At 36.3% G+C, this 24,003-nt stretch carries 26 protein-coding genes; 21 read left to right on the plus strand and 5 right to left on the minus strand.

The features are described from left to right. Positions 1-303: 303 nt before the first annotated feature. Positions 304-495, plus strand: a complete 192-nt coding sequence (locus ACIQ7T_RS25305; RefSeq protein WP_323657106.1) for a hypothetical protein — start codon at positions 304-306, stop codon at positions 493-495. A gap of 171 nt (positions 496-666) precedes the next feature. Here ACIQ7T_RS25305 and ACIQ7T_RS25310 read toward each other — a convergent pair whose 3' ends face one another. Beyond that, entirely contained in the window at positions 667-990 is a 324-nt protein-coding gene (locus ACIQ7T_RS25310) for a tyrosine-type recombinase/integrase (RefSeq protein WP_402874609.1), read from the minus strand. 407 nt (positions 991-1,397) lie between these two features. On the opposite strand from ACIQ7T_RS25310, the gene ACIQ7T_RS25315 reads away from it, so the two are divergent. The 4 genes from ACIQ7T_RS25315 to ACIQ7T_RS25330 all read left to right on the plus strand — a co-directional run bounded on the left by ACIQ7T_RS25315 (position 1,398) and on the right by ACIQ7T_RS25330 (position 5,008). Further along, positions 1,398-2,651, plus strand: a complete 1,254-nt coding sequence (locus tag ACIQ7T_RS25315; protein ID WP_402874612.1) for a hypothetical protein — start codon at positions 1,398-1,400, stop codon at positions 2,649-2,651. A gap of 245 nt (positions 2,652-2,896) precedes the next feature. Next, positions 2,897-3,142: a hypothetical protein gene (locus ACIQ7T_RS25320; RefSeq protein ID WP_402874615.1), complete on the plus strand. Its 246-nt coding sequence runs from the start codon at positions 2,897-2,899 to the stop codon at positions 3,140-3,142. A 21-nt stretch (positions 3,143-3,163) separates the two neighbouring features. Continuing rightward, a complete protein-coding gene (locus ACIQ7T_RS25325) occupies positions 3,164-3,586 on the plus strand; it encodes a hypothetical protein (protein ID WP_402874618.1) in 423 nt (140 codons plus the stop codon). A gap of 177 nt (positions 3,587-3,763) precedes the next feature. Next, entirely contained in the window at positions 3,764-5,008 is a 1,245-nt protein-coding gene (locus ACIQ7T_RS25330; protein ID WP_402874621.1) for a hypothetical protein, read from the plus strand. Here ACIQ7T_RS25330 and ACIQ7T_RS25335 read toward each other — a convergent pair. From ACIQ7T_RS25335 to ACIQ7T_RS25350, 4 genes are all read right to left on the minus strand, one after another. Beyond that, on the minus strand, positions 4,945-5,580 hold the full coding sequence (locus ACIQ7T_RS25335) for a site-specific integrase (RefSeq protein WP_402874624.1): 636 nt from the start codon (positions 5,578-5,580) through the stop codon (positions 4,945-4,947). The two genes, ACIQ7T_RS25330 and ACIQ7T_RS25335, sit on opposite strands and share 64 nt — an antisense overlap. A gap of 419 nt (positions 5,581-5,999) precedes the next feature. Next, positions 6,000-7,139, minus strand: coding sequence for a carboxynorspermidine decarboxylase (nspC, locus tag ACIQ7T_RS25340; RefSeq protein ID WP_402874627.1), 1,140 nt, complete (start codon positions 7,137-7,139; stop codon positions 6,000-6,002). Continuing rightward, a complete protein-coding gene (locus tag ACIQ7T_RS25345) occupies positions 7,136-8,365 on the minus strand; it encodes a saccharopine dehydrogenase family protein (RefSeq protein WP_370081673.1) in 1,230 nt (409 codons plus the stop codon). Before ACIQ7T_RS25345 ends, nspC begins: the two co-directional genes overlap by 4 nt. A gap of 280 nt (positions 8,366-8,645) precedes the next feature. Continuing rightward, positions 8,646-8,852 carry a hypothetical protein gene (locus ACIQ7T_RS25350; protein WP_370081675.1) on the minus strand — a complete coding sequence of 69 codons (207 nt, stop codon included), beginning with the start codon at positions 8,850-8,852 and terminating at the stop codon, positions 8,646-8,648. Positions 8,853-9,809: 957 nt separating this feature from the next. On the opposite strand from ACIQ7T_RS25350, the gene ACIQ7T_RS25355 reads away from it, so the two are divergent. The 16 genes from ACIQ7T_RS25355 (at position 9,810) to ACIQ7T_RS25430 (ending at position 23,922) form a co-directional block, all read left to right on the plus strand. Continuing rightward, positions 9,810-10,550: a tetratricopeptide repeat protein gene (locus tag ACIQ7T_RS25355; RefSeq protein WP_370081677.1), complete on the plus strand. Its 741-nt coding sequence runs from the start codon at positions 9,810-9,812 to the stop codon at positions 10,548-10,550. Between the two features lie 485 nt (positions 10,551-11,035). Then, positions 11,036-11,506 (plus strand): flavin reductase family protein, encoded by a 471-nt coding sequence (locus tag ACIQ7T_RS25360; protein ID WP_370081678.1) that lies wholly within the window; start codon positions 11,036-11,038, stop codon positions 11,504-11,506. A gap of 27 nt (positions 11,507-11,533) precedes the next feature. Next, complete coding sequence (locus tag ACIQ7T_RS25365) at positions 11,534-13,012, plus strand: 4-hydroxyphenylacetate 3-hydroxylase family protein (RefSeq protein ID WP_370081680.1); 1,479 nt, start codon at positions 11,534-11,536, stop codon at positions 13,010-13,012. A 22-nt stretch (positions 13,013-13,034) separates the two neighbouring features. Further along, a complete protein-coding gene (locus tag ACIQ7T_RS25370; RefSeq protein ID WP_370081682.1) occupies positions 13,035-13,790 on the plus strand; it encodes an IclR family transcriptional regulator in 756 nt (251 codons plus the stop codon). 26 nt (positions 13,791-13,816) lie between these two features. Beyond that, complete coding sequence (locus tag ACIQ7T_RS25375; RefSeq protein WP_370081684.1) at positions 13,817-14,377, plus strand: 3-hydroxyanthranilate 3,4-dioxygenase; 561 nt, start codon at positions 13,817-13,819, stop codon at positions 14,375-14,377. Beyond that, positions 14,362-15,393, plus strand: coding sequence for an amidohydrolase family protein (locus ACIQ7T_RS25380; protein WP_370081686.1), 1,032 nt, complete (start codon positions 14,362-14,364; stop codon positions 15,391-15,393). Before ACIQ7T_RS25375 ends, ACIQ7T_RS25380 begins: the two co-directional genes overlap by 16 nt. Then, positions 15,368-15,829 (plus strand): RidA family protein, encoded by a 462-nt coding sequence (locus ACIQ7T_RS25385; protein WP_370081688.1) that lies wholly within the window; start codon positions 15,368-15,370, stop codon positions 15,827-15,829. Before ACIQ7T_RS25380 ends, ACIQ7T_RS25385 begins: the two co-directional genes overlap by 26 nt. 79 nt (positions 15,830-15,908) lie before the next feature. After that, the gene (locus ACIQ7T_RS25390) at positions 15,909-17,375 is read left to right on the plus strand and encodes an aldehyde dehydrogenase (protein ID WP_370081750.1); all 1,467 of its coding nucleotides are present in this window, start codon (positions 15,909-15,911) and stop codon (positions 17,373-17,375) included. Between the two features lie 14 nt (positions 17,376-17,389). Beyond that, positions 17,390-18,169 (plus strand): 2-keto-4-pentenoate hydratase, encoded by a 780-nt coding sequence (locus tag ACIQ7T_RS25395; protein ID WP_370081690.1) that lies wholly within the window; start codon positions 17,390-17,392, stop codon positions 18,167-18,169. Between the two features lie 17 nt (positions 18,170-18,186). Then, on the plus strand, positions 18,187-19,077 hold the full coding sequence (locus ACIQ7T_RS25400) for an acetaldehyde dehydrogenase (acetylating) (RefSeq protein ID WP_370081692.1): 891 nt from the start codon (positions 18,187-18,189) through the stop codon (positions 19,075-19,077). Continuing rightward, positions 19,070-20,083 (plus strand): 4-hydroxy-2-oxovalerate aldolase, encoded by a 1,014-nt coding sequence (gene dmpG / locus ACIQ7T_RS25405; RefSeq protein ID WP_370081694.1) that lies wholly within the window; start codon positions 19,070-19,072, stop codon positions 20,081-20,083. Before ACIQ7T_RS25400 ends, dmpG begins: the two co-directional genes overlap by 8 nt. Beyond that, positions 20,083-20,853, plus strand: a complete 771-nt coding sequence (locus tag ACIQ7T_RS25410) for a 2-keto-4-pentenoate hydratase (protein ID WP_370081696.1) — start codon at positions 20,083-20,085, stop codon at positions 20,851-20,853. The genes dmpG and ACIQ7T_RS25410 overlap by 1 nt, the downstream gene beginning before the upstream one ends. Before the next feature lie 12 nt (positions 20,854-20,865). Further along, positions 20,866-21,051, plus strand: coding sequence for a 2-hydroxymuconate tautomerase (locus tag ACIQ7T_RS25415; protein WP_370081698.1), 186 nt, complete (start codon positions 20,866-20,868; stop codon positions 21,049-21,051). Between the two features lie 43 nt (positions 21,052-21,094). After that, complete coding sequence (locus ACIQ7T_RS25420) at positions 21,095-22,141, plus strand: TRAP transporter substrate-binding protein (RefSeq protein WP_370081700.1); 1,047 nt, start codon at positions 21,095-21,097, stop codon at positions 22,139-22,141. Between the two features lie 18 nt (positions 22,142-22,159). Further along, positions 22,160-22,645 carry a TRAP transporter small permease gene (locus tag ACIQ7T_RS25425; protein ID WP_370081702.1) on the plus strand — a complete coding sequence of 162 codons (486 nt, stop codon included), beginning with the start codon at positions 22,160-22,162 and terminating at the stop codon, positions 22,643-22,645. Beyond that, positions 22,642-23,922, plus strand: a complete 1,281-nt coding sequence (locus ACIQ7T_RS25430; RefSeq protein WP_370081704.1) for a TRAP transporter large permease — start codon at positions 22,642-22,644, stop codon at positions 23,920-23,922. The genes ACIQ7T_RS25425 and ACIQ7T_RS25430 overlap by 4 nt, the downstream gene beginning before the upstream one ends. Positions 23,923-24,003: the final 81 nt, after the last annotated feature.

Below are 24,003 nucleotides of genomic sequence, written 5' to 3' on the forward strand. Positions count from 1 at the left end.
AATGTTTGTGTGGTAACTACATTCTACACGAGGTCGTTATGGGCTTCCTTTATATTGACTTCTAGGTGTTGCACTTAATATTACAATCCGTCATATAAAAAAGCGAACACTTACTTATTGTAATTGTTGCTGAGACAAACTCCACGAGATGAGGTTTCGTTTTTTACACCAAGCTTTATCAAATTGATTTTACCGTTGGCATTTTTTCTAATTTTTTATCAGCCGATGATGTACCGAATGTATTTCCTGTCGTGATGCGCTCAATACGTCGTTTACGCTAATTTATAGAGGGAGGTGGATAACATGCGTTATTTCCAAATTTTTTTCCTTACTTTATTTTTAAGTATCATCAGCTTTTTTGCTATAGCCTCAACAGGATTCTTTGTTAGTATAGATGGTATAGTAATGGCTGTTGGGCTAATAATAGTTACTTTACTTTCAATTATTATTAGCATATTAGTGAGTATTAATAAACAATTGAAAAAGAGAGTATAAAGTATTTTGTGTAATGAATAAAGAGACAATGAAGGTAGACCTTTTCTTTGTTATGCAAAAGCTTATAAGGAAGTACACAATGGTTATGGTCTAGAAAAGGTCCTTCTTATTTATTATATAATAAAGCCCAAATACTGTGTATTCAGTAATTTGGGCTTTTCTTCTGTTGTATCATCTTCTTTTATCCATCTCATTTAAAACCTTTTCTCCATCTTTAGAAGACATGTTGGTGTACAATGAAGTCGTTTTAATATCAGAATGTCCTAATTGATCCCTCAATAAAATAATATCACCACCGCTGCGGATAAAATCTACAGCAAATGAATGTCTAAGTTTATGAGGACTTTTACCATTTCTAAAGAAAGCAGAGGTGTATTTATTTACGATGTTTTGAATTGCTCTTCTAGATAAGGGCCTTACGACACCACCATAGACGCTAACAAAAAGGAAAGGGGATTTTTTAGCACCTGGATACTTAGATTCTCTAACATCCATGTACCTTTCTAAATCGACAATAGCACTTTCTAGAACGGAAACGGAGTCAGGCTTGCAAATGCAGGTATTGGGATAGAGGAGAACTTAGACGAAGAACTAGAAAAAGAAACTAATAATGATACAGAGCAGGAATATGACCCATTCGATGAGAGCATGTCTGAAACAGGACTTACTGAGGTTGAGGTTACATTTATCGATGGAAAAACTATGTTTTTTGTATTCCTATATATCAACAATAAATAAGATATTTCTTTCCCTTATGCTCCCCTACACCTCATAACTTACCACCAAAATTAGCCCTTGGATTTATAAGTTTAATTATTCAAATAAAAGATTGGTAAAAAATAGTCTCTAACTGTAAGATAACTACAAAAGGTTATTTTTATTATCAGTAAAGGAGAACGCCAATGGACGATCAAGATAATGTTGTATTAGACGACAAGGTGTTAGAAGAAGACAGAGAGAGCGCGCTAAGAAGGCTACTTGAATTAGAAAAAGCGATTGAAGAAGGTATAAGAAAAGTACATGAAGAAATACCTGAAGATAAACCAAAACCAATTGAATTAAATGATTTCTATCTTCCGATCACAATACAAAATGATTGTGAGTATGAAGCATATTTAGATAAAAAATTGGATGATTATTTAGAAGCAATTAGAGATAGAAAATTAGTAGATGAAGGAGTTTATAATCGTACTAAATTAAATGTTGAAAAAATTAAGCAAGCTCTAAGTTTTTATTATGATGCGGATATTTCGAAAGCTAAAAAAAAGATATCAAATATTCTAGAAAAATATTGTTGTAACAATTTTATTGTATCAAGTTTAGAAAGTTCTCCAGCGATACGAGGTATAACTAAAATTGTTGCTGAACCAAATCCTATTCAATCTGAATTAGCTAATGCAGATTTATCTTTTTTTAGAGCAAGAGTAGGCTCTATCGGATATGATAAAACCGATTTTTTACATATACCTTTTAATAAACGAGGCAACGTTTCAACACAGCGGTTTAGCATCGCCGGAGTTCCGTGTATGTATTTTGGACTTACATCTTATGTTTGTTGGTTAGAATTAGACAAACCCTTAGATAGAGATTTTAATGTTGCTTCGTATGAAATAAACAGTGACGTGAAGGTTTTGAATTTAGCTATATCACAAATGTTAATTAATGGATTATCTAACATTGGAATTAGTGGACAAAATATTGGTAGTTTAATTGAATTTTTCCCACTGGTTATAGCAACATCTTATAAAGTAAAAGAAAAGGGTAGAAGCTTTTGCAGTGAATATATAATTTCACAGTTAGTTATGCAATGTCTATCTGAATTTGGTATTGATGGAGTAGCTTATATTTCAAAACGTGTTGAAAAAGATTTAAATAGCTTTCCTTTCGGTGTTAATCTAGCTATTCCAATGAAAAATGACTCTGAATTATACAGCAAATTTGCAAAAAAAATACATTTAACAAAACCAGTTAATTATGCAGAATATAAAAAATTTGAAAAACGACCATACCCAAGAACGAATGCAGCTGCATATGCAAATTTATGGGATGACCAAAATATGTACTATATTGGAAAGAAAATAAAATATACTCAACTTACATTTAGTCAATTTGATGACTTTTTATTTAATGAAGAACATAAGCCAATAAGCTTTTAAATTCTTTTAATCAATTTTTTATATCAACTATAATTAGCTCAAACTAAAACCCACGCATTTTAATCACTTTAAATAAGTGGGCAATAAGCGGGAATCACAAATAGTAATGGATATACTAATTCTGCTGTTTATGCTAAATCAATATGTAGAGGTGATTTGAAACAACCTATTTTAGTTCATCGTTCAGATTTGAATTTGGGTCTCGACCTAGGGATTATGGCTATAACCCAACGAATGGATTTGAAGTGCATAAATGGTACAAATTGTTTATTTATTACTCTCTTAGAGTGGCAATATCGGAAAGCCCATTTGCTTTTAAAGTAAGAGAATTAATAGCCTCAAAGTTTAGAGGGCTTTGGGATGCAGGAATGTATGATGAACTTGAAAAAGTCTCAAAAATAATTTCTTTAAAAGAATCTTGGAGAGAAGGTTGGCTAGCTGTAAGAACAACAATTAGATTTGATGGCGAGGAATTGGATCCAGAGATATAGGGGAGGTTAAATGATTTAAAGTTGCTATTGGAGCCAAACTCTTTAATTGAACAAGCGAAATATTATTCTTTGTCAGGAAGAAGCATTTTAGATTTAGTTGACGCTCTTACTGTTATTGCATCTGCTATAAGACCTTATCAACAAGTTAATAAGGAGAATATCTTGGAGTGGACACCTTTAGCTTTGTGGATAATGGATAATTATTATGATCCAGAGTTAATCTTAGATATATTCAGAAAATCTTTTTACCCAAGGTTATGGATGGGTTCCCTAGCAGACAGTTTACAAAGGTGCCTGTGCTTAATTACAGCATTGAAAAAACACAGCAATTTGATAATAGTAGAATGGGCAACTGAAGAAGAAGAAAAATTTAAACAAACAATTTATTTGCAAAGAGAAAATGAGTTGAAAAGGGAAAGACAAAAAAATGAACGTTTTGAGTAAACAAGTTAATCCGGGTTGAAATGTTAAAGATAAAAACGTGCATTACTACAATTTAAGCTTGTTTTTTATCTGATTTATTAAGTTGTGTCTTTAGAATATTTAATAGACAGACTAGATAATAATTTTTATTGAATAAATTTAAAAATATAAAATATATAAATAGGTGATGTGATGAATATGTTTAATGAAATATTTAATTCTATTAGTTTAGATATCTTACCTGATAATATCAATAGAAGTAAATTTACTTCTATTGATTTAAGTAAGTTATCTGAATCAGAGAAATTAAATGATTTATTTGAGAGTTTAAACGATTTGTTAGAACAAGGAGAAATAAATATTGCGAAGGAATATGACAAATCCTTTAAAACTGATGATTACGAAAATAAGATAATTTATTTTACTAAAAGTCTAATGATATCAATAATCCCATATCATCAAAAGCTATTTGAGAAGCAATTTGAAATACCAAGTTACATGAAATTTATAAGGAAGCGGCATGTAGGATATGCTTACTATAGTATTTTGAATAGTTTAGATGAAAATATACAAAGTAATCCATTCCAAGTGAAAGATTTGTATTTAGGGTTAGCGAAATTTTACAAAAGTTATTTTGGTAGATTCAGTGATAATGAAGAGGCAATTGAATTAATATGTAAATACTATATATTTGATGATAAATTTTTCACTGAAAATGAAACAGAAATTATCATTAATGCTTTGTATAGGCATATCTCCAATGCTGGTACTCCTTTGTATTCAGGTTATGCATTTAAAGGAATAAGTTTAATACGTAAATATATTAAAAATTTGCCACAATATTATATAGAGCAGTTACTTAAAGAGTATGGACTATTTTCTATTATTAATAATAAGGTAATACGTAACCAAGTATTTGAAATAATAAACACATCATCTCTTAATGATGAAGATAAGAAAATGCTGAAATTCTTTTTCTTAGATAGCTTAATAATTGCAAATACATCGAACTCGTATATATATATAAAATATAAAAACGATACAGTTAATCCACTCTATAATCAATACAATATTAAATTATCTATAGATAAAATTGGTTTAATGGAGTTTTCAACGAATCAAAATTTATATGCATACTGGGATAATGACATTTCTAAAACTAGAAATTTTTACATTGATAGTAATTTACTATTAGCTTTAGAAATAAACTTTAAAGCTAATAGAATATATTTTATAGAAAATAAAGATACGAATTTTCAAAATAAAATGACAATTGAATTTATATATGACGATTGGATGCTTGAAAAATATAATTCTAAAGAATTTGAAACAAAAATATATAATTTTATATCTGAAAAAAATAGTACAAATCAATTAATTTATAAAGAATTCACCTTCTCATATCGGCTCCTGGCTTCTGCAGAAGTTAATGTCTCACTATAACCATTCTCTATAAATTTTAGATATGCTGAAATATCATCGTCATTTAATATTATTGCGTTGAGATCACGGGCTCTCCGGCTGGCCGTTTCTCCTTTTTTATGAGTTACAATCTTAGACATTACATTTCGATAGAAATAACATTCACCATTCTCATCCTCTGTTTCTTTAGTTAGATAATTGAAAAGGGATTTTAAAGCTTGGATCGATAATGCAACAACCGCTTCGCCGCGGTACTCAGGTAATTTTAAAGCTTTTGGTTTTCCTTCAGTATCATCTTCTTTTTTTGAAATGTCCTCATTACGCAAAAACTGAATATACATTTCTATTGTATCTTTCCGCATTCTATCTAACTCAGAGTATGGAATAGCAGCCACATCCTCAGCTTCTACAAGCCCCTCTGAGAGTAACCAATTAAAGAAGTGTTTATATCTATAGAGATACTGTAAAAGGGTGTCAGGAGACAGTCCAGCGGTTAATTTTGATTGTATATATTCCTTAACATAAAAGGGCATAGCATCACTATGATTTTCTATTAATTTACGGATATTTAATTTCTCAGGTGTTATAGCCATTTATAAAAACACTCCATCCCTCTCCAATTGTTCACAAAATATAAATTAACGCAAATAATCGACTTCTCTAAAACACCTGAAACCTTTGATATATATTGGTTTCGGGTGTTATTTATTTTCCTAGGAAGTTAATGAAATGTAGATTAACGCACTTTTATCAACCCTAATGAATGAGCAATACCTTGAGTTTAAAGATAATAGTCCTTCTTTTTCAAGTTGTTGCAGATATTTTAGAAATTCTGTATAAATAGCTTCGATATACCCTTCAACTTAAATTGATATTTAAATATAACTGGACCCAGATGTGGTACAAAAAGAGGATAGATAGAGCTAATTTCTTAAGCTCTTCTATCCTTTTAATTTCTATATATATTGTGGACCTTATATAAGGGTTCACTATTTAAAATAGTTTCAGCTTATTATGAAAGTCGGCCGCTATAGTCTTCAAATTTAAATTCACGAATGACTTTAATGCCTTCTTCATCGTTATAAGAAACGATTGATGGAAGATTTACACCATTAAACATATGATTTTTCACCATTGAGTAATGCGCCATATCTGTAAATACTAAACGATCGCCTGGTTGTAAAGGTTGTTCGAATGAATAATCACCAATTACATCACCAGCAAGACATGTAAGCCCGCCTAGGCGATATGTGTAAGCTAGTTCATTTGGTTGACCAGAACCGATGATCATTGGGCGGTACGGCATTTCTAGAACATCTGGCATATGGCAAGTTGCCGATGTATCTAAAATTGCTAGGTCCATAGCGTTTTTCTGTACATCAAGAACCGTTGCTACTAAATAGCCTGTATTAAGTGCAACAGCTTCACCTGGCTCTAAATAGACGAGAAGGTTATACTTGTCTTGAATGTAATTAATGATATTCACAAGCTTTTCAACATCATAATCATCACGTGTAATATGGTGACCTCCACCAAAGTTTAACCATCTCATTTGATGTAAGACATCACCAAATTTTTCTTCGACAACTTGTATAATACGCTCTAACGTATCTGAGTTTTGCTCACACATTGCATGGAAGTGTAAGCCGTCAATACCGTCAAGCTGTGACTTGTCGAAGTTGGCTAATGTTGTGCCAAGACGAGAATTCGTGTAGCAAGGGTCGTAAAGTGCTGTTTCAATTTCAGAGTACTCAGGATTGATACGAATACCGCATTCAATTGTTTTATCAGCAGATTTTACTTTGTCCTTATATTGATTCCATTGGTTAAATGAATTAAACACAATATGATCAACATAGCCAAGAAGCTCGTCCATTTCATGTTCCACGTAAGCTGGTGCATAGACATGAACTTCTTTGCCCATTTTTTCATAGCCGAGTTGAGCTTCAAATAATGAGCTAGACGTAATTCCTGCTAAATATTCACCCACTAATGGGAATGTGGAATGCATTGAAAACCCTTTTAAGGCAAGTAAAATACGGCAACCTGTGCGATCTTGAATCGATTTTAAAAGTTCTAGATTCTTTGTTAATAATCGTTCATCCACTACGTAAGAAGGGGATGGAACTTTTGAGAAATCAATTGGCTTCATCGACTTAATTCCTTTACATCTAACTCAAGGTCAAGTAATTCTGGATTATGGCTTTCTTGCCATGGTAGACCCCATTTATTTAGTGCATCCATGAATGGATCTGGATTGAAATCTTCGACATTCCAAACGCCAGGTTTACGCCATTGACCGTTCATCACTAGCATTGCACCAATCATTGCTGGGACACCAGTTGTGTAGGAAATTGCCTGTGAACCAACCTCGTTATAGCATTCCTCGTGGTCACATACATTGTAGACATAATAAGTTTTTTCCTTACCATCTTTTAGACCGCGAATAATACAACCGATGTTAGTTTTTCCTTTTGTACGTGGTCCAAGTGATGCTGGATCAGGCAGTACAGCTTTTAGGAAGTGAATTGGTTGAATCATTTGTCCTTCAAATTCAATAGGCTCGATAGAAGTCATACCAACATTCTCTAATACTTTTAAATGTGTTAAGTATTTTTCAGAGAATGTCATCCAGAAACGGATTTGCTTTAAGCCTTTAATGTTTTTAGCAAGTGATTCTAGTTCTTCATGGTATAAAAGGTAAATATCTTTTGGTCCGATTTCTGGTAAGTTATAAACCTCTTTTTTCTCAAGTGGTGCAGTTTCAATCCACTCGCCTGCTTTCCAGTAACGACCATTCGCTGTAATTTCACGAATGTTGATTTCTGGGTTGAAGTTTGTAGCGAAATGGTAACCGTGATCACCGGCATTTGCATCCACAATATCTATGTAGTGGATTTCATCAAATTCATGTTTTTGTGCATGAGCTGTGAAAACGCCCGTTACACCTGGATCAAAACCGCTACCAAGTAAAGCAGTTAGACCAGCTTTTTCGAACTTCTCTTTATAAGCCCATTGCCATTTATATTCAAATTTTGCCGTTTCAGGTGGCTCGTAGTTTGCAGTATCCACATAGTGTACACCTGTCGCTAAGCAAGCATCCATAATCGTTAAGTCTTGATAAGGTAGTGCTACATTAATAACAACTTCTGGTCCGAAGGCTTTAATAAGCTCAATAACCTCTTCCGTATTGTCTGCGTCTACCTGTGCGGTATGAATCTTTGTTTTTCCGCCATCTAGTTTTTCTTTTAGAGCGTCACATTTTGAAACAGTTCTACTTGCGATACAAATTTCCTCAAATACGTCCGAATTTTGAACACACTTGTGTACCACAACACTGGCTACTCCGCCAGCTCCTATAATCAATGCTTTACCCAATTGTCTACCCCCAAATTCAAATTAGTATTGTCAAACAAGCTGATTATACAGAAAATTGAATTACTACTCAATCATTCTTTTTAAATTTTCTACAAAATTTTTTATTTTTCAACAATAATTCGGCGTATACAGAGGGGAATGCCACGAAAAAAGAAGCATTTCGTGAAAAGAAATTCCCTCAACTACTGATGTAGAAAAGGGGGAAATCGCTTTTTTGTTCAATGGCAGTGTTCGAGAAAATCTGGGATGACTTCAAAACTATAGTTTGAAACCACCCAAGTTATTTAGAAAAACGATTCGATATTTGTTGTTTTTCATCCCCCCATAAATAAAAAAAGATCAGAAGTAATGTGCTTAAAAATCCCATCACAAGGGCATATGTGCTGAGGGCCACATCTACTTGACTTTGCATAGCGTAAATGAAAATCGCTCCTAGTGTTAACAAATTTCCAATAATAAGCGATACAAAATGAATTCGTCTATTCATAGCACAAGCCCTCCTATATCTAATTTACTTGTTCTCAAAAAGTGAAAATACACTTCAATTATCTCACAATTCAGAACTTTATCCAATGTTTTTTTATCTGGGGATTATCGTAACAGATGTATGTGTTAGCGGAGGAAGGCACGAGTTAGCGGCGAAAAGCCACGAGTTAGCGGCGGAAAGGCATGAGTTAGCGGCGAAAAGCCACGAGTTAGCGGCGGAAAGGCATGAGTTAGCGGCGGAAGGCACGAGTTAGCGGAGGAAGGCACGAGTTAGCGGCGGAAGGGCACATGTTAGCGGCGGAAAGGCACGAGTTAGCGGCGGAAAGACACGAGTTAGCGGCGGAAGGGCACATGTTAGCGGCGGAAAGGCATGAGTTAGCGGCGGAAGGGCACGAGTTAGCGGCGGAAAGGCACGAGTTAGCGGAGGAAGGCACGAGTTAGCGGCGGAAAGACACGAGTTAGCGGCGGAAGGGCACATGTTAGCGGCGGAAAGGCATGAGTTAGCGGCGGAAAAGCCTGAGTTAGCGGCGGAAGGCACATGTTAGCGGAGGAAAGCCATGAGTTAGCGGCGGAAAGCCCAGTTAGCTTCGAAAAGCCATGAGTTAGCGGCGGAAAAGCACGACCAAGCGGCAGAAACCTACGACCAAGCGGCAGAAACCTATGACCAAGCGGCGAAAAGTCTCCATCAAGCGGCAAAATGCACGATTAAGCGGCGAAACCCCGTGCCGAGCAACGCGAGTGAAGCGGCTCATCGGACGCCCTCGAGAAAACGCCCAATCGAAACGGAAATCAACACTCGCTATGTGATGAACCATATTGTTATCAGATTTTTAATGTGGTCATTCAGCTCTGAATTAAAAGAATTGTAGAAAAATTATTTCTATTTAGTTTGTTTTAGATTTAAAGATGGTAAAATACCTATAATACTTTTCTTTTGGTGAAGGTGAGGATTTTAATAGTGATTAAACAGTTTGATGAGCAAGTACAACAGATAAATGAATTATTTTTAAATGGTCATGTGAAAGAAAGCTATCAATTAGCCAAAGCACTGTTAGCTAATAGTGCGTTTACAGAACATGAATCTTTTCCAACAATTCAACAACACGTCGCATTGTTGGAAGCGAACGGTTATGCAAATATGCCTATTCCTTCTGCTGAAAAAGGGAAGCAAAGTGTTGAACGAACAGATGGCTCCTATCCAGAGCGTGATGTACTCGCTGCATATCTAGGAAGTGAGGATGATCAGCAATTCGGTAAAGTAGTAGATGAATTATTAGCTGGATCGGTCGAGGCGCAAGCGAATGCTTACTATACTATGGCTGAATATTTTGCTCTTGCTAAGGAGCATGATAAAGCACTTGTGCAATATGCGGAAGCGATAAAACTACAGCCAAATAAAGCTCTTTACTGGGGAGCATTCGCACAGTTTTTGAGTCGAAATGAAGGCAGTCCGTATTTGGCATTACGTCTTATTGAAGAGGCTATTCAGTTAGATGGCATGAACCCTCGCTGGTACTACATTCAAGGAAATATTTTTTTACAGCTAGTCGCAGCTACAAAAAATTTAAGCTATTTACCTGCTCTAGAAGAAGCATGGGAGGAGGCTAAAAAGCGTTGCTCTGCCAAGCAAGTAGCATTAAAAGTGGACATTGCGAAATCCAATGACGTGCTAGCGCAATGGAAAAAGCAAATGTTCTAAAAGAAAACATACTAACATTAGTAGTACAAACTAAGACAATGGTTTGTGCTACTTTTTTTATTGTAGAAAGTGAAGAAAGGTCGATCAGTTTTTGTGGACAAGTATGAGTCCATATTAAAAACCGACCAACTTCGCACCCTTATTTTAAATAATAAAAACTAAATGGATGAAGCCATCTCTATAGGAGTTCTTCCCTTTTTGCTCATAAACGTAGAAGTGAATAGACTGAATTTTCGCGAAAATAAAAATGATAATAAAGTTTCAGATAAATAGATTTAAAGCAGAAAAATATCATATAAATCAGCGGATTATCAAATCGTAGATGGTCATTATTTTATCTGAATAGAAAAATACTGATTTTTGCAGAAAAAATAAGTTTAAAGCAGAATATAATTTTGTTCGATTTCACTATTTGAAATATAATGCATTTCAAAGAGAAGAGAAGTTGTTATGATTCTAATAATAAATAAAAGGAGGTGCTGTAAATGGAAACAAAATTACTTAGACAAACATTTGGGAAATTTCCTACAGGTGTGACGGTGGTTACTTGGTTTGATAGCGCGGGTATTAATGGAATCACAGTGAACTCATTTACTTCCGTTTCGTTAGAGCCAGCTCTAGCACTAGTATCTATCGATAAAAAAGCAAATTCTTTATCTCAAATGAAAAACAAAGCTTTTACAATTAATATTTTAGCAGATCAACAGGAGTCCATTGCATGGCAATTTGCAGGACGGAAGCAAGAAGGACTTGAAATTACATGGATTAAAGACGGTATAGCTCCGAAAATTGAAGGTGTGTCTGCTTTTATCGAATGTAAACCATGGAAAGAAGTAGATGCAGGAGATCATGTGTTATTTATAGGAGAAATAATAAATTTTGGACGCACCGAAAGGGAAGCGCTTACATTCTTTGAAGGCAAGATGGGCTCGACAAAACAGCTAATACAACAATAAATATTTCGGAGAGGGGGATTTTCAGTTATGGGAATCAGAACAGGACAACAATATATAGATGCATTAAAGTCAAGAAAACCGGAAGTATGGCTAAATGGCAGTTTAATAGAGAGTGTTTACGATGAACCCTATTTTCATCAACCAATCCAAGAAATTGCAAAGTTATTTGATTTACAACATGATCCAAAATACCAAGAAGATTTAACGCATGTTTGTGAAGAAACAGGTGAACGTGTAGCAACTTCATTCCTATTTGCTAAATCTTATGAAGACATCATGAAACGTAGTAAAGCTTTTGAAGTTGTAGCTCGACAAACATATGGCTTGATGGGCAGAACACCAGATTTTTTAAATACAGTGGTGACTTCATTAGCACAAAATTCTTGGTTCTTAGCGAAATACAACCAAGATTGGGCTAAAAATATTGAAGCTTATTATCGCCATTTACGTGATAATGATGTGTTCTTAACTCATGCAATTGTGAACCCGCAAAATGATCGAAGTAAATCATCGCATCAGCAGTCAGATATGTTTACACATTTAGGTGCAGTAGAAGAACGTCCTGAGGGATTAGTCGTCCGCGGAGCAAAAATGCTAGCAACATTAGCAGCACTTACGGATGAAGTGATTGTCTATTCATTCCCTGGATTTGCACAAGGAGATGAGCGATATGCATTGGCTTTTGCCGTACCAATTGATGTGAAAGGATTAAAAATTATTTGTCGTGAACCAGTTCAAGATGGTACACGTTCAACATTCGATCATCCGCTGGCTTCTCGCTATGAGGAAATGGATGCTCTACTCATTTTTGAAGATGTATTAGTACCATGGGATCGTGTATTTTTATACAACAACGTTGAAGCTGCGAACTTGCTGTATCCAATGACAGGTATTGCAGAACAGCCAGCACATCAGTCAGGTGTTAGAGGATACATCAAACTTGCATTTGCTGTAGAGGTGGCTTGCAAGGTTGCTGATTCGATTGGTGTAGATCAATTTTTAAATGTGCAACGTGACCTCGGTGAATTAGTGCAATCTGTAGAAGTCATCCGTGCATTGCTTCGAACAGCAGAGCATGAATTTACAATTACAGAGCACGGTGAAGCTCGATTAAATCCAGATGCCTTAGAAACAATTCGCGGCATGATGCCTGAAATGTATCCGAGAGCAATTGAAGTAATGCAAACAATTGGTGCAGGCGGTTTACTTATGATGCCAACTGAAGCAGATTTCCTAAATCCAGAACTCCGTCCAAGCATCGATCGCCATTATGGTGGACGAGAAGGTGTAGATGCAGAACTAAGAATGAAAATCTTTAAGCTAGCTTGGGATCTATGTGGTGAAGGGTTTGGTATGAGAGCACTTCAATATGAACGCTATTATACAGGGGATCCTGTTAGGAAACGTGCTATTTACTACAATAAATTTAAGAAACAGTATTCTTTTGATTTAGTTGATTCAATTCTTGCTAAGAAAGAAGAAGTAAGAGAGAAACAAATAATTTAAATTGAACTTGGAGGTGAAGGATTTGATTTCATCAGTAAAAAAAATCACACGCATTATCGATTTATTTTCGGATGGCGAACCATCTTTGAGTAATAAAGAAATTGCAGATAAGTTAAATTTACCTCCGAGTTCAGTCCATCATTTCTTAAAAACAATGTGTAAAGAAAGTATCCTCTTGCAAGGCAGTGATAAGCGTTACCGATTGGGCTGGAAAATTCTTGAGTGGAGTAACAAAGTTATGTATTCCCAAGATATTAATTTTGAAGCAGGACCCATTATAAGTAATTTGATTGCGCGTTTTAAAGGTACTTCTCATATTGGGATGTTTGATAATGGGGAAGTTCGATTTGTCTACAAGGCCATGTCTCCACATGTGGATGTAGTACCAACGTTTGTCGGGATGACTCGTTATCCTGCTTATTCAACAAGCATCGGAAAAGTATTGTTAACGTATAATCCGGCATTTATGATACCGATGATGGAAAAAGGAATGTTTAAACAAACGACCAATACCATTACTTCTGTGGATGACTTGAAAAAGGAGCTTGAAGTGGTATATAAAAACGGCTATGCCATTAGCGATTTAGAAAATGAATCGAATACTTATGGAATTGCAGCACCTATTAAAACCTATAATGGACAGGTTGTGGCGGCTCTTAACTTAGTAGGTGAAAAAAGTTATATGAACGGTAAGGAGAAACATGCGATTGTTCGTGAAGTAATTCGTTCAGCAGAAATGATTTCGAGACAAATAGGCTATATGACAATTAATTATTAAATCTAAAAAACAGGAGGAATTCAAATATGTCAAATTCAACGCAAGTAAGCAAATTACAAGCTCGTTCTCAAAACCTTTTAAAAATCATTGAGGAGAACAAGAATTTACTAAAACCGCCAGTGAATAATAAAGTACTATGGGAAGACTCTGAGTTTTTAATTATGTTAATTGGTGGTCCAAATGCTCGTCGTGAATTCCATGTTGACCCATCAGATGAACTATTCTATCAAATTAAGGGTTCTTGTTTTGTAGAGGTTATTAATGATGAAGGTAAACGTGAAGTAATTGAAGTGAAGGAAGGCGAAATGTTCATGCTACCGGCAAACGTTCCTCATTCACCGCACCGTATAGCAGACACATATGGAATTGTCGTGGAGAGAAAGCGCAAAGAGGGCGAGTTAGAAGATTTAGTATGGCTATGCAGTGAATGTGACCATGAATTGCATCGTGTACGCATTCAAGTAACAAACATTGGTAAACAAATTGCAGAAGGTATTGATCACTTCAACTCTTCTAAAGAATTACGCCAATGTGATAATTGTGGACATGTAATGCCTGAGACGGTGAGTGAATGGCAATGCGAATAGATTTCCATACACATATTTATCCAAAAGATTTACCGAATTTTGCTATTAAGTATGAAAATGAAAAGTGGCCTGTCCTAGAGCAAAAATGTTCTTGTGGAGCGGATATTATGGTAAGTGGTAAAGTGTTTAGGGAAGTGACCGATCAAGTCTGGGATGCGAAAAAACGCATTGAGGATATGGATAATGAGGGTGTGGATATGCAGGTTATTTCACCTGTACCTGTAACATTTTCTTATTGGGCTCCTATTGAACAAGCAGTAGAGCTTGCACAATTCCAAAATGATTTTATTGCAGAGGTTGTTAAAGAACATCCAGATCGATTCATCGGCCTAGGAACTGTACCGTTGCAAGATGCAAAAGCGGCAATTGTTGAGTTAATACGGTGCAAGGAAATGGGGCTAGCTGGAATTGAGATCGGTACCAATATAAATAGAGAAAATTTAGACAGCGAGTATTTACTTCCATTTTTTGAAGCGGCAGAACAATATGAAATGCCACTATTTATTCACCCTTGGGAAACCTTAGCTCAAGATAGAACACCAAGACATAATTTTTTATATACAATCGGCATGCCAAGTGAGACAGCTTTAGCAGCAGCAAGCTTAGTGTGGAGTGGCGTAATGGAAAAGTGTCCGAATTTAAAGGTTTGTTTTGCACATGGTGGCGGATCATTCCCTTACATTCTTCCACGTCTAGATCAAGGTTGGGATGTTTGGCCAAATCTTAGACGTACAAAGTATCCTCCAAGCCACTATACGAAAAACTTTTACTTTGATTCATTAGTATATGAATCACAAAATCTACATTATTTAATTGAACGTTTTGGCCATGAGAAAATTATTATGGGATCAGACTATCCATTTTTACTGAGAGAAATTAACCCTGGGAAAATTATAGATGAGACCTTGGACTTGTCAGAAGAAGTACGTAAAGCAATTTTAGGCGAAAATGCTATGACATTTTTAAATGTAGAAAGGAGCAAGGTTTTAAATGGTAAATCAAGTGAAAACACCTGAAGAACGATTACAAGAACTTGGAATAGAGCTTGCTGAGCCTAGGGAAGCAGTTGGAAATTATGTTAGTTGCGTACGAACAGGTAATTTAATTTTTACATCGGGGCAAGGTGTCGATCAGTATCATGGCAAATTAGGTGAAGATTTAACAGTAGAGGATGGCTATGCAGCTTGTCGCCAATCAATGATTAACCTTTTATCTGTATTGAAATATGAATTAGGTGATTTATCGAAAGTGAAGCGTATTGTAAAAATTTTAGGGATGGTCAATTCTACACCTGATTTTATACAACAACCAAAAGTTATGAATGGTGCATCAGATTTACTAGTGGATGTTTTTGGAGAGCGAGGTAAGCATGCTCGTTCGGCAGTTGGAATGGCCCAACTCCCTAATAATACAGCAATTGAAATAGAAATGGTTGTTGAATTTTCAGAATAATCAAAAAGTGACTTCAGGAAATAAGGTAAGAGACTCTTTTCCTTAAAGTCGCTTCATAATTGAGGGAGTGAGAAAAGTGATGCAACATGCAACGATTAAAACGAAAAGTATCAATTGCCGTAATTTCATAAACGGCGAATTCATTGAGACTACAGATGGGAAAGTATTTGAAAATATAAATCCTGCGACAGAAGAAGTCATTGGATGGGTAGCAGAAGCGACTAGAGAAGAGGTTGACGTAGCGGTACAGTCTGCAAAAGCTGCTTTGAAAGGAACATGGGGAAGATTCACTGTCAAAGAGCGTTCTCAACTTTTACGACGTATTGGCGACCTCATATTAGAAAATGTTGAAGAACTCGCTGCTTTAGAGGCAACCGATACAGGCAAGCCGTATCATTTAGCTTTAGAAATGGATATTAAACGTGCGGCACATAATTTCCACTTCTTTGCGGATTATGTTACTTCACTTGGGAATGAATCTTACAACCAAGACAATATGGCACTACATTATTCAGTGACACGACCAGTAGGTGTTGTGGCCATGATTAATCCTTGGAATCTACCATTACTACTTTTAACTTGGAAATTAGCCCCTTGTCTAGCGGCAGGTAGTACTGCTGTCATGAAACCGGCGGAGCTTACACCAATGACAGCTACTCGCTTGGTTGAATTGTGTCAAGAAGCGGGGGTACCAGACGGTGTTGTAAATTTAGTTCACGGTTTTGGTGGAAATTCAGCAGGTGCATTTCTATCGGAACACCCTGATGTAGATGCTATTACATTTACGGGGGAAACCAAAACAGGTACCACTATTATGAAGGCTGCCGCTCCTACATTGAAAAAAGTCTCATTTGAATTAGGCGGCAAAAATCCTAATATTATTTTTAAAGATTCGGACCTAGATGAAGTTCTTACGACAACGCTAAAATCGAGCTTTATGAACCAAGGGCAAGTGTGTCTCTGTGGTTCTCGTATATATGTAGAACGTGATATTTATGAAGAATTTGTTGAGAAATTTGTAGCGCGCACAAAAGAATTAAAGATAGGGGATCCATTTGATGCAACGACAGATATCGGCTCTGTTGTTGGGAAAGACCATTACGAAAAAGTAATGGGTTACATTCAAACTGCGAGAGAAGAAGGTGGCAATATTCTTACAGGCGGTGGTCGCCCAGCTAATATAGATAAAGGCTATTATATTGAGCCGACAATTATTACAGGATTAACGGATCAAGATCGTTGTGTACGCGAAGAAATTTTTGGCCCGGTTGTTACAGTATTGCCTTTTGATACAGAAGACGAAGTGATTGCACGTGCAAATGATACAAATTACGGCTTAGGCGCAACTATTTGGACAAATGATTTAAGACGTGCACATCGTGTTGCAGGTCAAATTGAGTCAGGAATCGTTTGGGTAAATACATGGTATTTAAGAGATCTTCGGACACCATTTGGTGGTATGAAGCACAGCGGAATCGGGCGTGAAGGTGGCGCACATAGCTTTGAATTCTACTGCGAGGTCTCAAACGTAACAATTAAATTATAACATGGGGTGATAGCATGGTAGTGAATCTAATTGAATGGTCTAACAAATTACTAGAAGCGGAAAGAACACGCATTGGAATTGCGCCAATTACTCAATCAATTAAAGATATTTCATTGAAAGATGCTTACTCCATTCAACTTGAAATCATTAATGAGAAGTTACTGAACGGCCATAAAATTACAGGTAAAAAAATTGGTTTGACATCATTAGCAATGCAACATCTATTAAACGTAGATGAACCGGATTATGGGCATCTTTTATCGAATATGGAAATTACAGAAGGAAAAACCGAACGAACTGGTTATTTAAAGCCAAAAGTGGAAGGTGAAATTGCGTTTGTATTCAAGTCTCCATTAAAAGGACCTAATGTGACTGTTGAGGAGGTACTAGAAGCAACAGATTATATTGTAGCTAGTCTTGAAATCGTGGATAGTCGCATTGCCAATTGGCAAATAAAATTGCTAGATACAATCGCAGATAATGCTTCCTCTGCAAAATATGTACTAGGTCAAGTGAAACGCGAGGTCTTCAATGTTGACTTACCAGCAATCGAAATGCAGCTTTATAAAAATGGAGAGTTTATGAATGAAGGTAAGGGAGAAGATGTTTTAGGTAATCCGGCAAGCTGTGTTGCATGGCTTGTGAACCGTCTAGCAGATTTCAACATTGGTATTGAAGCAGGAGAAGTTATATTATCCGGCGCTTTATCGGCAGCATTGGATGCTGAACAGGGTGATAAGTTTACAGCAGACTTTGGTGAACTATTAGGTACAGTCGAGCTAGAGTTTGTGTAAAGGGAGGCAAAGCTACCATGACAAAAATTAAAGTGGGCATTATTGGATCAGGAAATATTGGTACGGATTTAATGGTGAAAATTCAACGATCTCCGTACATAGAAATGTCAGTACTTATTGGTATTGATCCTGAATCAGATGGTTTAAGACTTGCACAAGAGGCGGGTTTTCAGACGATTTCCAATGGTATTGAAGGATTTCTAGAACAACCACATTTGGCTGATATTTTATTTGATGCAACATCAGCAAAAGCACATATTGCACATGTGGAAGCTTTACAAGGTTTAAACAAAAGATTAATAGATTTAACCCCAGCGGCTGTAGGTCCATTTGTTGTACCGACAGTGAATTTGACAGAGCATATTGAAAAGCCTGTTGTAAACATGATTACGTGTGGGGGTCAGGCGACGATACCAATCGTCAATGCTATTAGCCGTGTACAAAGCGTTGCTTACGCTGAAATCGTTGCAACGATTGCTTCAAAAAGTGCAGGTCCAGGAACACGAGCTAATATCGATGAATTTACAGAAACAACATCAAATGCAATCGAGCTGATTGGCGGAGCAAAAAAAGGTAAGGCAATTATTATTTTAAACCCAGCAGAGCCACCTTTACTCATGCGTGATACGGTATTATGTCTACTTGAAGATGAAGCTAATGCTGAAGAAATTATAGAATCCGTAAAAAATATGGTCGCAAATGTAAATGAATATGTACCAGGCTATCGTTTGAAGCTAGATCCAATTGTAGATGGAAAGAAAGTTACGGTATTTATTGAAGTAGAAGGATTGGGAGATTATTTACCGATCTACGCTGGAAATTTAGATATTATGACGGCTGCTGGGTTGAAAGTGGCTGAAGAAATTGCAAAAACAATGCACTTAAGGGAGGTGGAAGTGTATGAGTAAGATCTATTTAACAGAAGTTGCACTTCGTGATGGTAGTCATGTAGTTGCCCATCAATTTTCTTCTGAGCAAGTTCGTTATGTAACGAAGCAATTAAGTGATGCAGGTGTACCGTATATCGAAGTCACGCATGGAGATGGTTTAGGAGGCTCGTCACTTCAATATGGGTTTTCTAAAGAGCACGATATTCAGTTAATAAGAGCGGCAGTAGAAGTTGCTGGAGATTCTAAAATAACAGTTTTACTTATCCCTGGAATTGGCACGATACATCAATTGAAAGAGGCTTATGAAGCTGGTGCTCGAGTTGTTCGTGTCGCAACACATGTAACTGAGGCGGATGTATCAAAGCAACATATTGAAACAGCGAAAGCACTAGGTATGGAGGCATTTGGTTTTTTAATGATGTCACATTCTGCATCACCTGAAAAAGTATTAGAGCAGGCATTGTTAATGGAATCATATGGAGCTGATGCTGTGTATGTCACGGACTCAGCGGGAGCTATGCTACCTTCAGATGTACAGGATCGTATTCGTCTATTGCGTACTAATTTAAACATTGAGATTGGTTTTCATGCGCATAATAATTTGTCTCTAGCTGTTGCCAATACACTTGTAGCGATTCAAGAAGGTGCTACGCGTATCGATGGTAGTATCTGTTGTTTAGGTGCAGGTGCAGGCAATACACAAACCGAGGTATTGGTCGCTGTATTAAATCGCATGGGTATTGAAATAGGCATAGATTTATACAAAATGCTCGATTTGGCTGAATATGTTCGTGCCAATATTTTGCCACATCCTCAAGATATTACGACAGGTAGTTTAGTAATGGGCTATGCTGGCGTATATTCGAGCTTTTTACTTCACGCAAATATAGCCGCTGAAAAAGTGGGCGTCGATGCTAGAGATATTTTAGTAGAGTTAGGCAAATTAAATGTTGTAGGTGGACAAGAAGATACAATCATTGAAGTAGCACAGAAAATCGCACAACAGAAAGTGGGGAGCGTATAGTGTCTTTATTTGAATATGCAGAGCGAGTAGCGGAAGCACAAGCAACAACAGAGGCAATTGAAAAGATTACCGAATCAAAACCAAATCTTACAGTAGAAGAAGCATATGAAATTCAGAAAATTAGTATGGAAAAAACGATGACAGCTGACAATCGGTTTATCGGTTGGAAAATGGGCCTAACGAGCATTGCTAAACAGCAACAAGTGGAGGTGAATTCTCCAATTTATGGGCGTTTAACTTCAAAAATGAATCTTAGGGCAAATGAGATTACAGCTTCTGAATATATCCATCCACGTGTTGAAGCAGAGGTGGCCTTTGTTTTTAAAAAAGAGCTACAAGGTGCGGATTTAACACCTTTAGAGGTTTGGGATGCGATTGAAAATGTATTTCTAGCACTTGAAGTAATTGATAGCCGCTATAAGAACTTTTCATTTACATTACCTGATGTAATAGCTGATAATGCTTCTTCATCAAAAATATGGTTGAGTGCGCAAGCGTTTTCACCATATGCATGTGATTGGGCTTCTACAGAAGTTATTTTGAAACAAAATGGAGAAGAAAAATTACATGGTACAGGAGCAGCGGTGCTAGGTCATCCAATTTATTCAGTCATCGAATTATTAACGATGTTAGCAAAAGAAGGTAGGGGGATTTTACCTGGTCAACTAGTTTTAACAGGTGGCATAACTGATGCAATTCCAGTAAAAGCCGGTGATGAAGTAGAAGCAGACTATGGGACACTCGGCAAACTAACATTAGTTGTGAAGTAGCGAGGACTAAGTATGCCAATTGTTCAAATTCAGTTGTTAGAAGGACGGTCTGTGGAGCAAAAGAAAGAAATTATTCAGGGAGTAACAGCTGCCATTGTTCAAACGGCACAAGTTCCAAAGGATAGTGTACGCGTTATTTTAATAGAAGTATCACCCATTCATTGGGGAACAGGTGGAAAGACGAAGGCGGAGCAATAACAAATGCAACATAATAAATCAAAAATAGAGGGGATATTTTATTATGAAAAAACCGCTAAAGTTTACGCTAGTTAGTTGTTTACTAGCACTTTTATTTGTATTGGCAGCTTGTAGTAACTCGAACGCAACAAAGGAAACAGACAACAAATCAGCTGAATCAACAAATAGTTCGGGTAGAGATATTCCGGAGATGAAATTTAAGCTTGCACATATTACATCAACAGATCATATGTGGCATAAAGCAGCTGAAAAATTTAATGAAGAATTAAAGGCACGTTCAGATGGCAAGATGGAACTTGAAATTTACCCTGCGAGTCAATTAGGTACTGAAGCAGATATGGTACAACAAGTAGAAGCAGGCTCAATAGACTTTGCTTTTATTACAGCCGCGTATTTAAGTGCACGTACACCTGAGATGTCCGCGTGGTTCGCACCGTACACTTTTAAAAATTTACAAGAAGCATCTGATGCAAGTCATACGGATATTGCCCGTGAAATTTTAGGGAAAATAGAAGGAACTGGCTTAAAAGGGTTAGATTACTTATTCGCTGGTCAACGTACGATGGTATTCAAATCAAAAGAAGTTAAAAAAGCTTCTGATTTAGAAGGTTTAAAAATGCGTGTAACACCAAGTCCGCCGCTTCAAATATTCTATAAAGAAGCGGGAGCTGCGCCAGAAGGTTTACCATTACCAGAAGTATATTCAGCTTTACAGACAGGCGTTATTGACGGAATGGATATGGACTTAGATGCGACAATCACAAATAAATACTCTGAAGTAGCCAAGTATGTAGCTGTTACAAACCACATGGTATGGCCATCAATTGTCGTCACAAATGAGAGGATGCTTGATGGATTATCTGAAGAGGCTCAAAAAATTATTAACGATTCCTTACAAGCAGCAATAGCTTATGCAGTAGAAACTCGCTCTGGACAAGAAGAAGAATTCAAAAAGGAACTTGCCAGTCAAGGAATGACTGTTTATGAGTTAGGTGCAGATGTATTTAAAGAGCAAATCGAAGCTTTCGATGCCGAGTACAGTGCGAAATCAGATTTGATTAAACAGTTTATCAAAGAATTCCGTAAGTAAATTAGGGGGAATGGCTAAATGGCGAAAATTAGTCAAGGCATTACTAAAATCGAAGAATTTCTGATGACCATTTTAATGGCTGCTCTAGCTGTCTTAATGATATTAGCTGTTATTTTTCGTTATTTTTTAAAAGATCCCATCCCTTGGGCTGGTGAAGTTTCGATTTTCTTATTAATATGGACTTCGTTTATCGGAGGAAGCTGGGGCCTGAAATATGGCACCCAGGCTTCTGTTACATTTTTATACGATGCTGTATCCGAGCGTAATAAGAGAATATTGAGGATTATTCAGGATTGCATCATGATTGCATTCTTATTTATATTAATCTATTACTCTTATAAATGGATGATGCACCCATCTATGTTGCTACAAAAATCTAGCTCATTGCAATTGCCAATGTGGATTCCATATAGTGCAGTATCTGTTGGATTAATTTTTGCAGCAATTCATCTTATTTCACATTTGATTGACACAATTATGAATAGAGAGGGAGAAAATACATGACATATATTGTACTCGTAATTTTCTTTCTTTTACTTATAATTGGTATTCCAATCTCGATGGTGCTTGGTATTACGACAGTTATTTATTTCATATTAAATGGTCAGATGACATTATTAAATTCTACACCATTACGTATGTATTCAGGTCTTGAAAATTTTGGACTATTAGCGATTCCGTTATTCATGTTAATGGGGGAAATTATGAATGAGGGAGGAATTACAACGAGGCTTGTTCAATTTGCTCGTGTACTTATCGGGCATTTTAGAGGAGGATTGGCCTATGTTACAGTTGTTGCTAATATGTTCTTAGCATCGATTTTAGGATCAGCTAATGCCCAAGCTGCGATGATGAGTAAAGTAATGGTACCGCAAATGGAAAAGGAGGGTTATAAACGTGAATTCGCAGCGTCTATAACGCTAGCATCTTCTATTATCGCACCTATTATTCCACCAAGTATGATTTTCATTATTTATGGTACGTTATCAAGTACATCGGTTGGTGCTTTATTTATGGCTGGAATTGTCCCAGGGATTATTTATGGACTTGTTTTTATTTTAGTTATTTCTTATATGGGCTATAAACAAAATTTCCCGAAAAGTGAACGTGCTTCGTGGACAGTTATTAGAAGCAATACATTACAAGTAGTTCCAGCACTATTAATACCAATTACAATTGTTGTAGGTATTTTAACGGGTGTATTTACAGCAACAGAATCTGCTGCTATTGCTTGTTTACTAGCAGTAATTGTAGGTTTATTTTTCTATAGAGAGTTAGATATTAAGAAGCTCCCTAAAATGCTGATCAATACGGTGACAAATACTGCAACGGTAACGTACTTAATTATTATGGCAAATATTTTTGGATGGATGATTGCATTTGAACGGATTCCACAATTGTTAGTAGAAAGTATGTTAAGTATTACAGAAAGTCCATGGGTATTCTTATTATTAGTGAATTTAGCATTGTTAATAGTCGGCATGCTACTAGATGGAATTGCAGCATTAATAATTCTAGTACCTGTAATGATGCCACTCGTAATAGCATTTAATATTGACCCGGTGCATTTTGGAGTCATCATTTGTATTAACTTAACGTTGGGCTTATTAACACCGCCAGTAGGTACAGGACTTTTCATAGTATCATCGATGGCGGATGTGAAATTCGAAACGCTAGTAAAGAATGTTTTTCCATTTATAGTTATTTCATTTGTCGTACTATTATTCCTGACATATATTCCGGACCTTGTATTATTCGTACCAAAATGGTTGGGGGTGTAGGGAGTATTTAGTTAAAAGTATTTAGGTATATTAATTTTTACAAGGTAATGGCAAAAGTGGTGGTTAAATTTAGCTAAAAAA

Source organism: Lysinibacillus sp. NPDC096212, assembly GCF_044763105.1.
GTDB lineage: Bacteria > Bacillota > Bacilli > Bacillales_A > Planococcaceae > Lysinibacillus.

Coding starts and splice junctions, on each gene's coding strand:
- ACIQ7T_RS25305 (WP_323657106.1), top strand. CDS start 304: ATGCGTTATTTCCAAATTTTTTTCCTTACTTTATTTTTAAGTATCATC.
- ACIQ7T_RS25310 (WP_402874609.1), bottom strand. CDS start 990: ATGGATGTTAGAGAATCTAAGTATCCAGGTGCTAAAAAATCCCCTTTC.
- ACIQ7T_RS25315 (WP_402874612.1), top strand. CDS start 1,398: ATGGACGATCAAGATAATGTTGTATTAGACGACAAGGTGTTAGAAGAA.
- ACIQ7T_RS25330 (WP_402874621.1), top strand. CDS start 3,764: ATGTTTAATGAAATATTTAATTCTATTAGTTTAGATATCTTACCTGAT.
- ACIQ7T_RS25335 (WP_402874624.1), bottom strand. CDS start 5,580: ATGGCTATAACACCTGAGAAATTAAATATCCGTAAATTAATAGAAAAT.
- nspC (WP_402874627.1), bottom strand. CDS start 7,139: ATGAAGCCAATTGATTTCTCAAAAGTTCCATCCCCTTCTTACGTAGTG.
- ACIQ7T_RS25350 (WP_370081675.1), bottom strand. CDS start 8,852: ATGAATAGACGAATTCATTTTGTATCGCTTATTATTGGAAATTTGTTA.
- ACIQ7T_RS25360 (WP_370081678.1), top strand. CDS start 11,036: ATGGAAACAAAATTACTTAGACAAACATTTGGGAAATTTCCTACAGGT.
- ACIQ7T_RS25365 (WP_370081680.1), top strand. CDS start 11,534: ATGGGAATCAGAACAGGACAACAATATATAGATGCATTAAAGTCAAGA.
- ACIQ7T_RS25375 (WP_370081684.1), top strand. CDS start 13,817: ATGTCAAATTCAACGCAAGTAAGCAAATTACAAGCTCGTTCTCAAAAC.
- ACIQ7T_RS25380 (WP_370081686.1), top strand. CDS start 14,362: ATGGCAATGCGAATAGATTTCCATACACATATTTATCCAAAAGATTTA.
- ACIQ7T_RS25385 (WP_370081688.1), top strand. CDS start 15,368: ATGGTAAATCAAGTGAAAACACCTGAAGAACGATTACAAGAACTTGGA.
- ACIQ7T_RS25390 (WP_370081750.1), top strand. CDS start 15,909: ATGCAACATGCAACGATTAAAACGAAAAGTATCAATTGCCGTAATTTC.
- ACIQ7T_RS25395 (WP_370081690.1), top strand. CDS start 17,390: ATGGTAGTGAATCTAATTGAATGGTCTAACAAATTACTAGAAGCGGAA.
- ACIQ7T_RS25400 (WP_370081692.1), top strand. CDS start 18,187: ATGACAAAAATTAAAGTGGGCATTATTGGATCAGGAAATATTGGTACG.
- dmpG (WP_370081694.1), top strand. CDS start 19,070: ATGAGTAAGATCTATTTAACAGAAGTTGCACTTCGTGATGGTAGTCAT.
- ACIQ7T_RS25415 (WP_370081698.1), top strand. CDS start 20,866: ATGCCAATTGTTCAAATTCAGTTGTTAGAAGGACGGTCTGTGGAGCAA.
- ACIQ7T_RS25420 (WP_370081700.1), top strand. CDS start 21,095: ATGAAAAAACCGCTAAAGTTTACGCTAGTTAGTTGTTTACTAGCACTT.
- ACIQ7T_RS25425 (WP_370081702.1), top strand. CDS start 22,160: ATGGCGAAAATTAGTCAAGGCATTACTAAAATCGAAGAATTTCTGATG.
- ACIQ7T_RS25430 (WP_370081704.1), top strand. CDS start 22,642: ATGACATATATTGTACTCGTAATTTTCTTTCTTTTACTTATAATTGGT.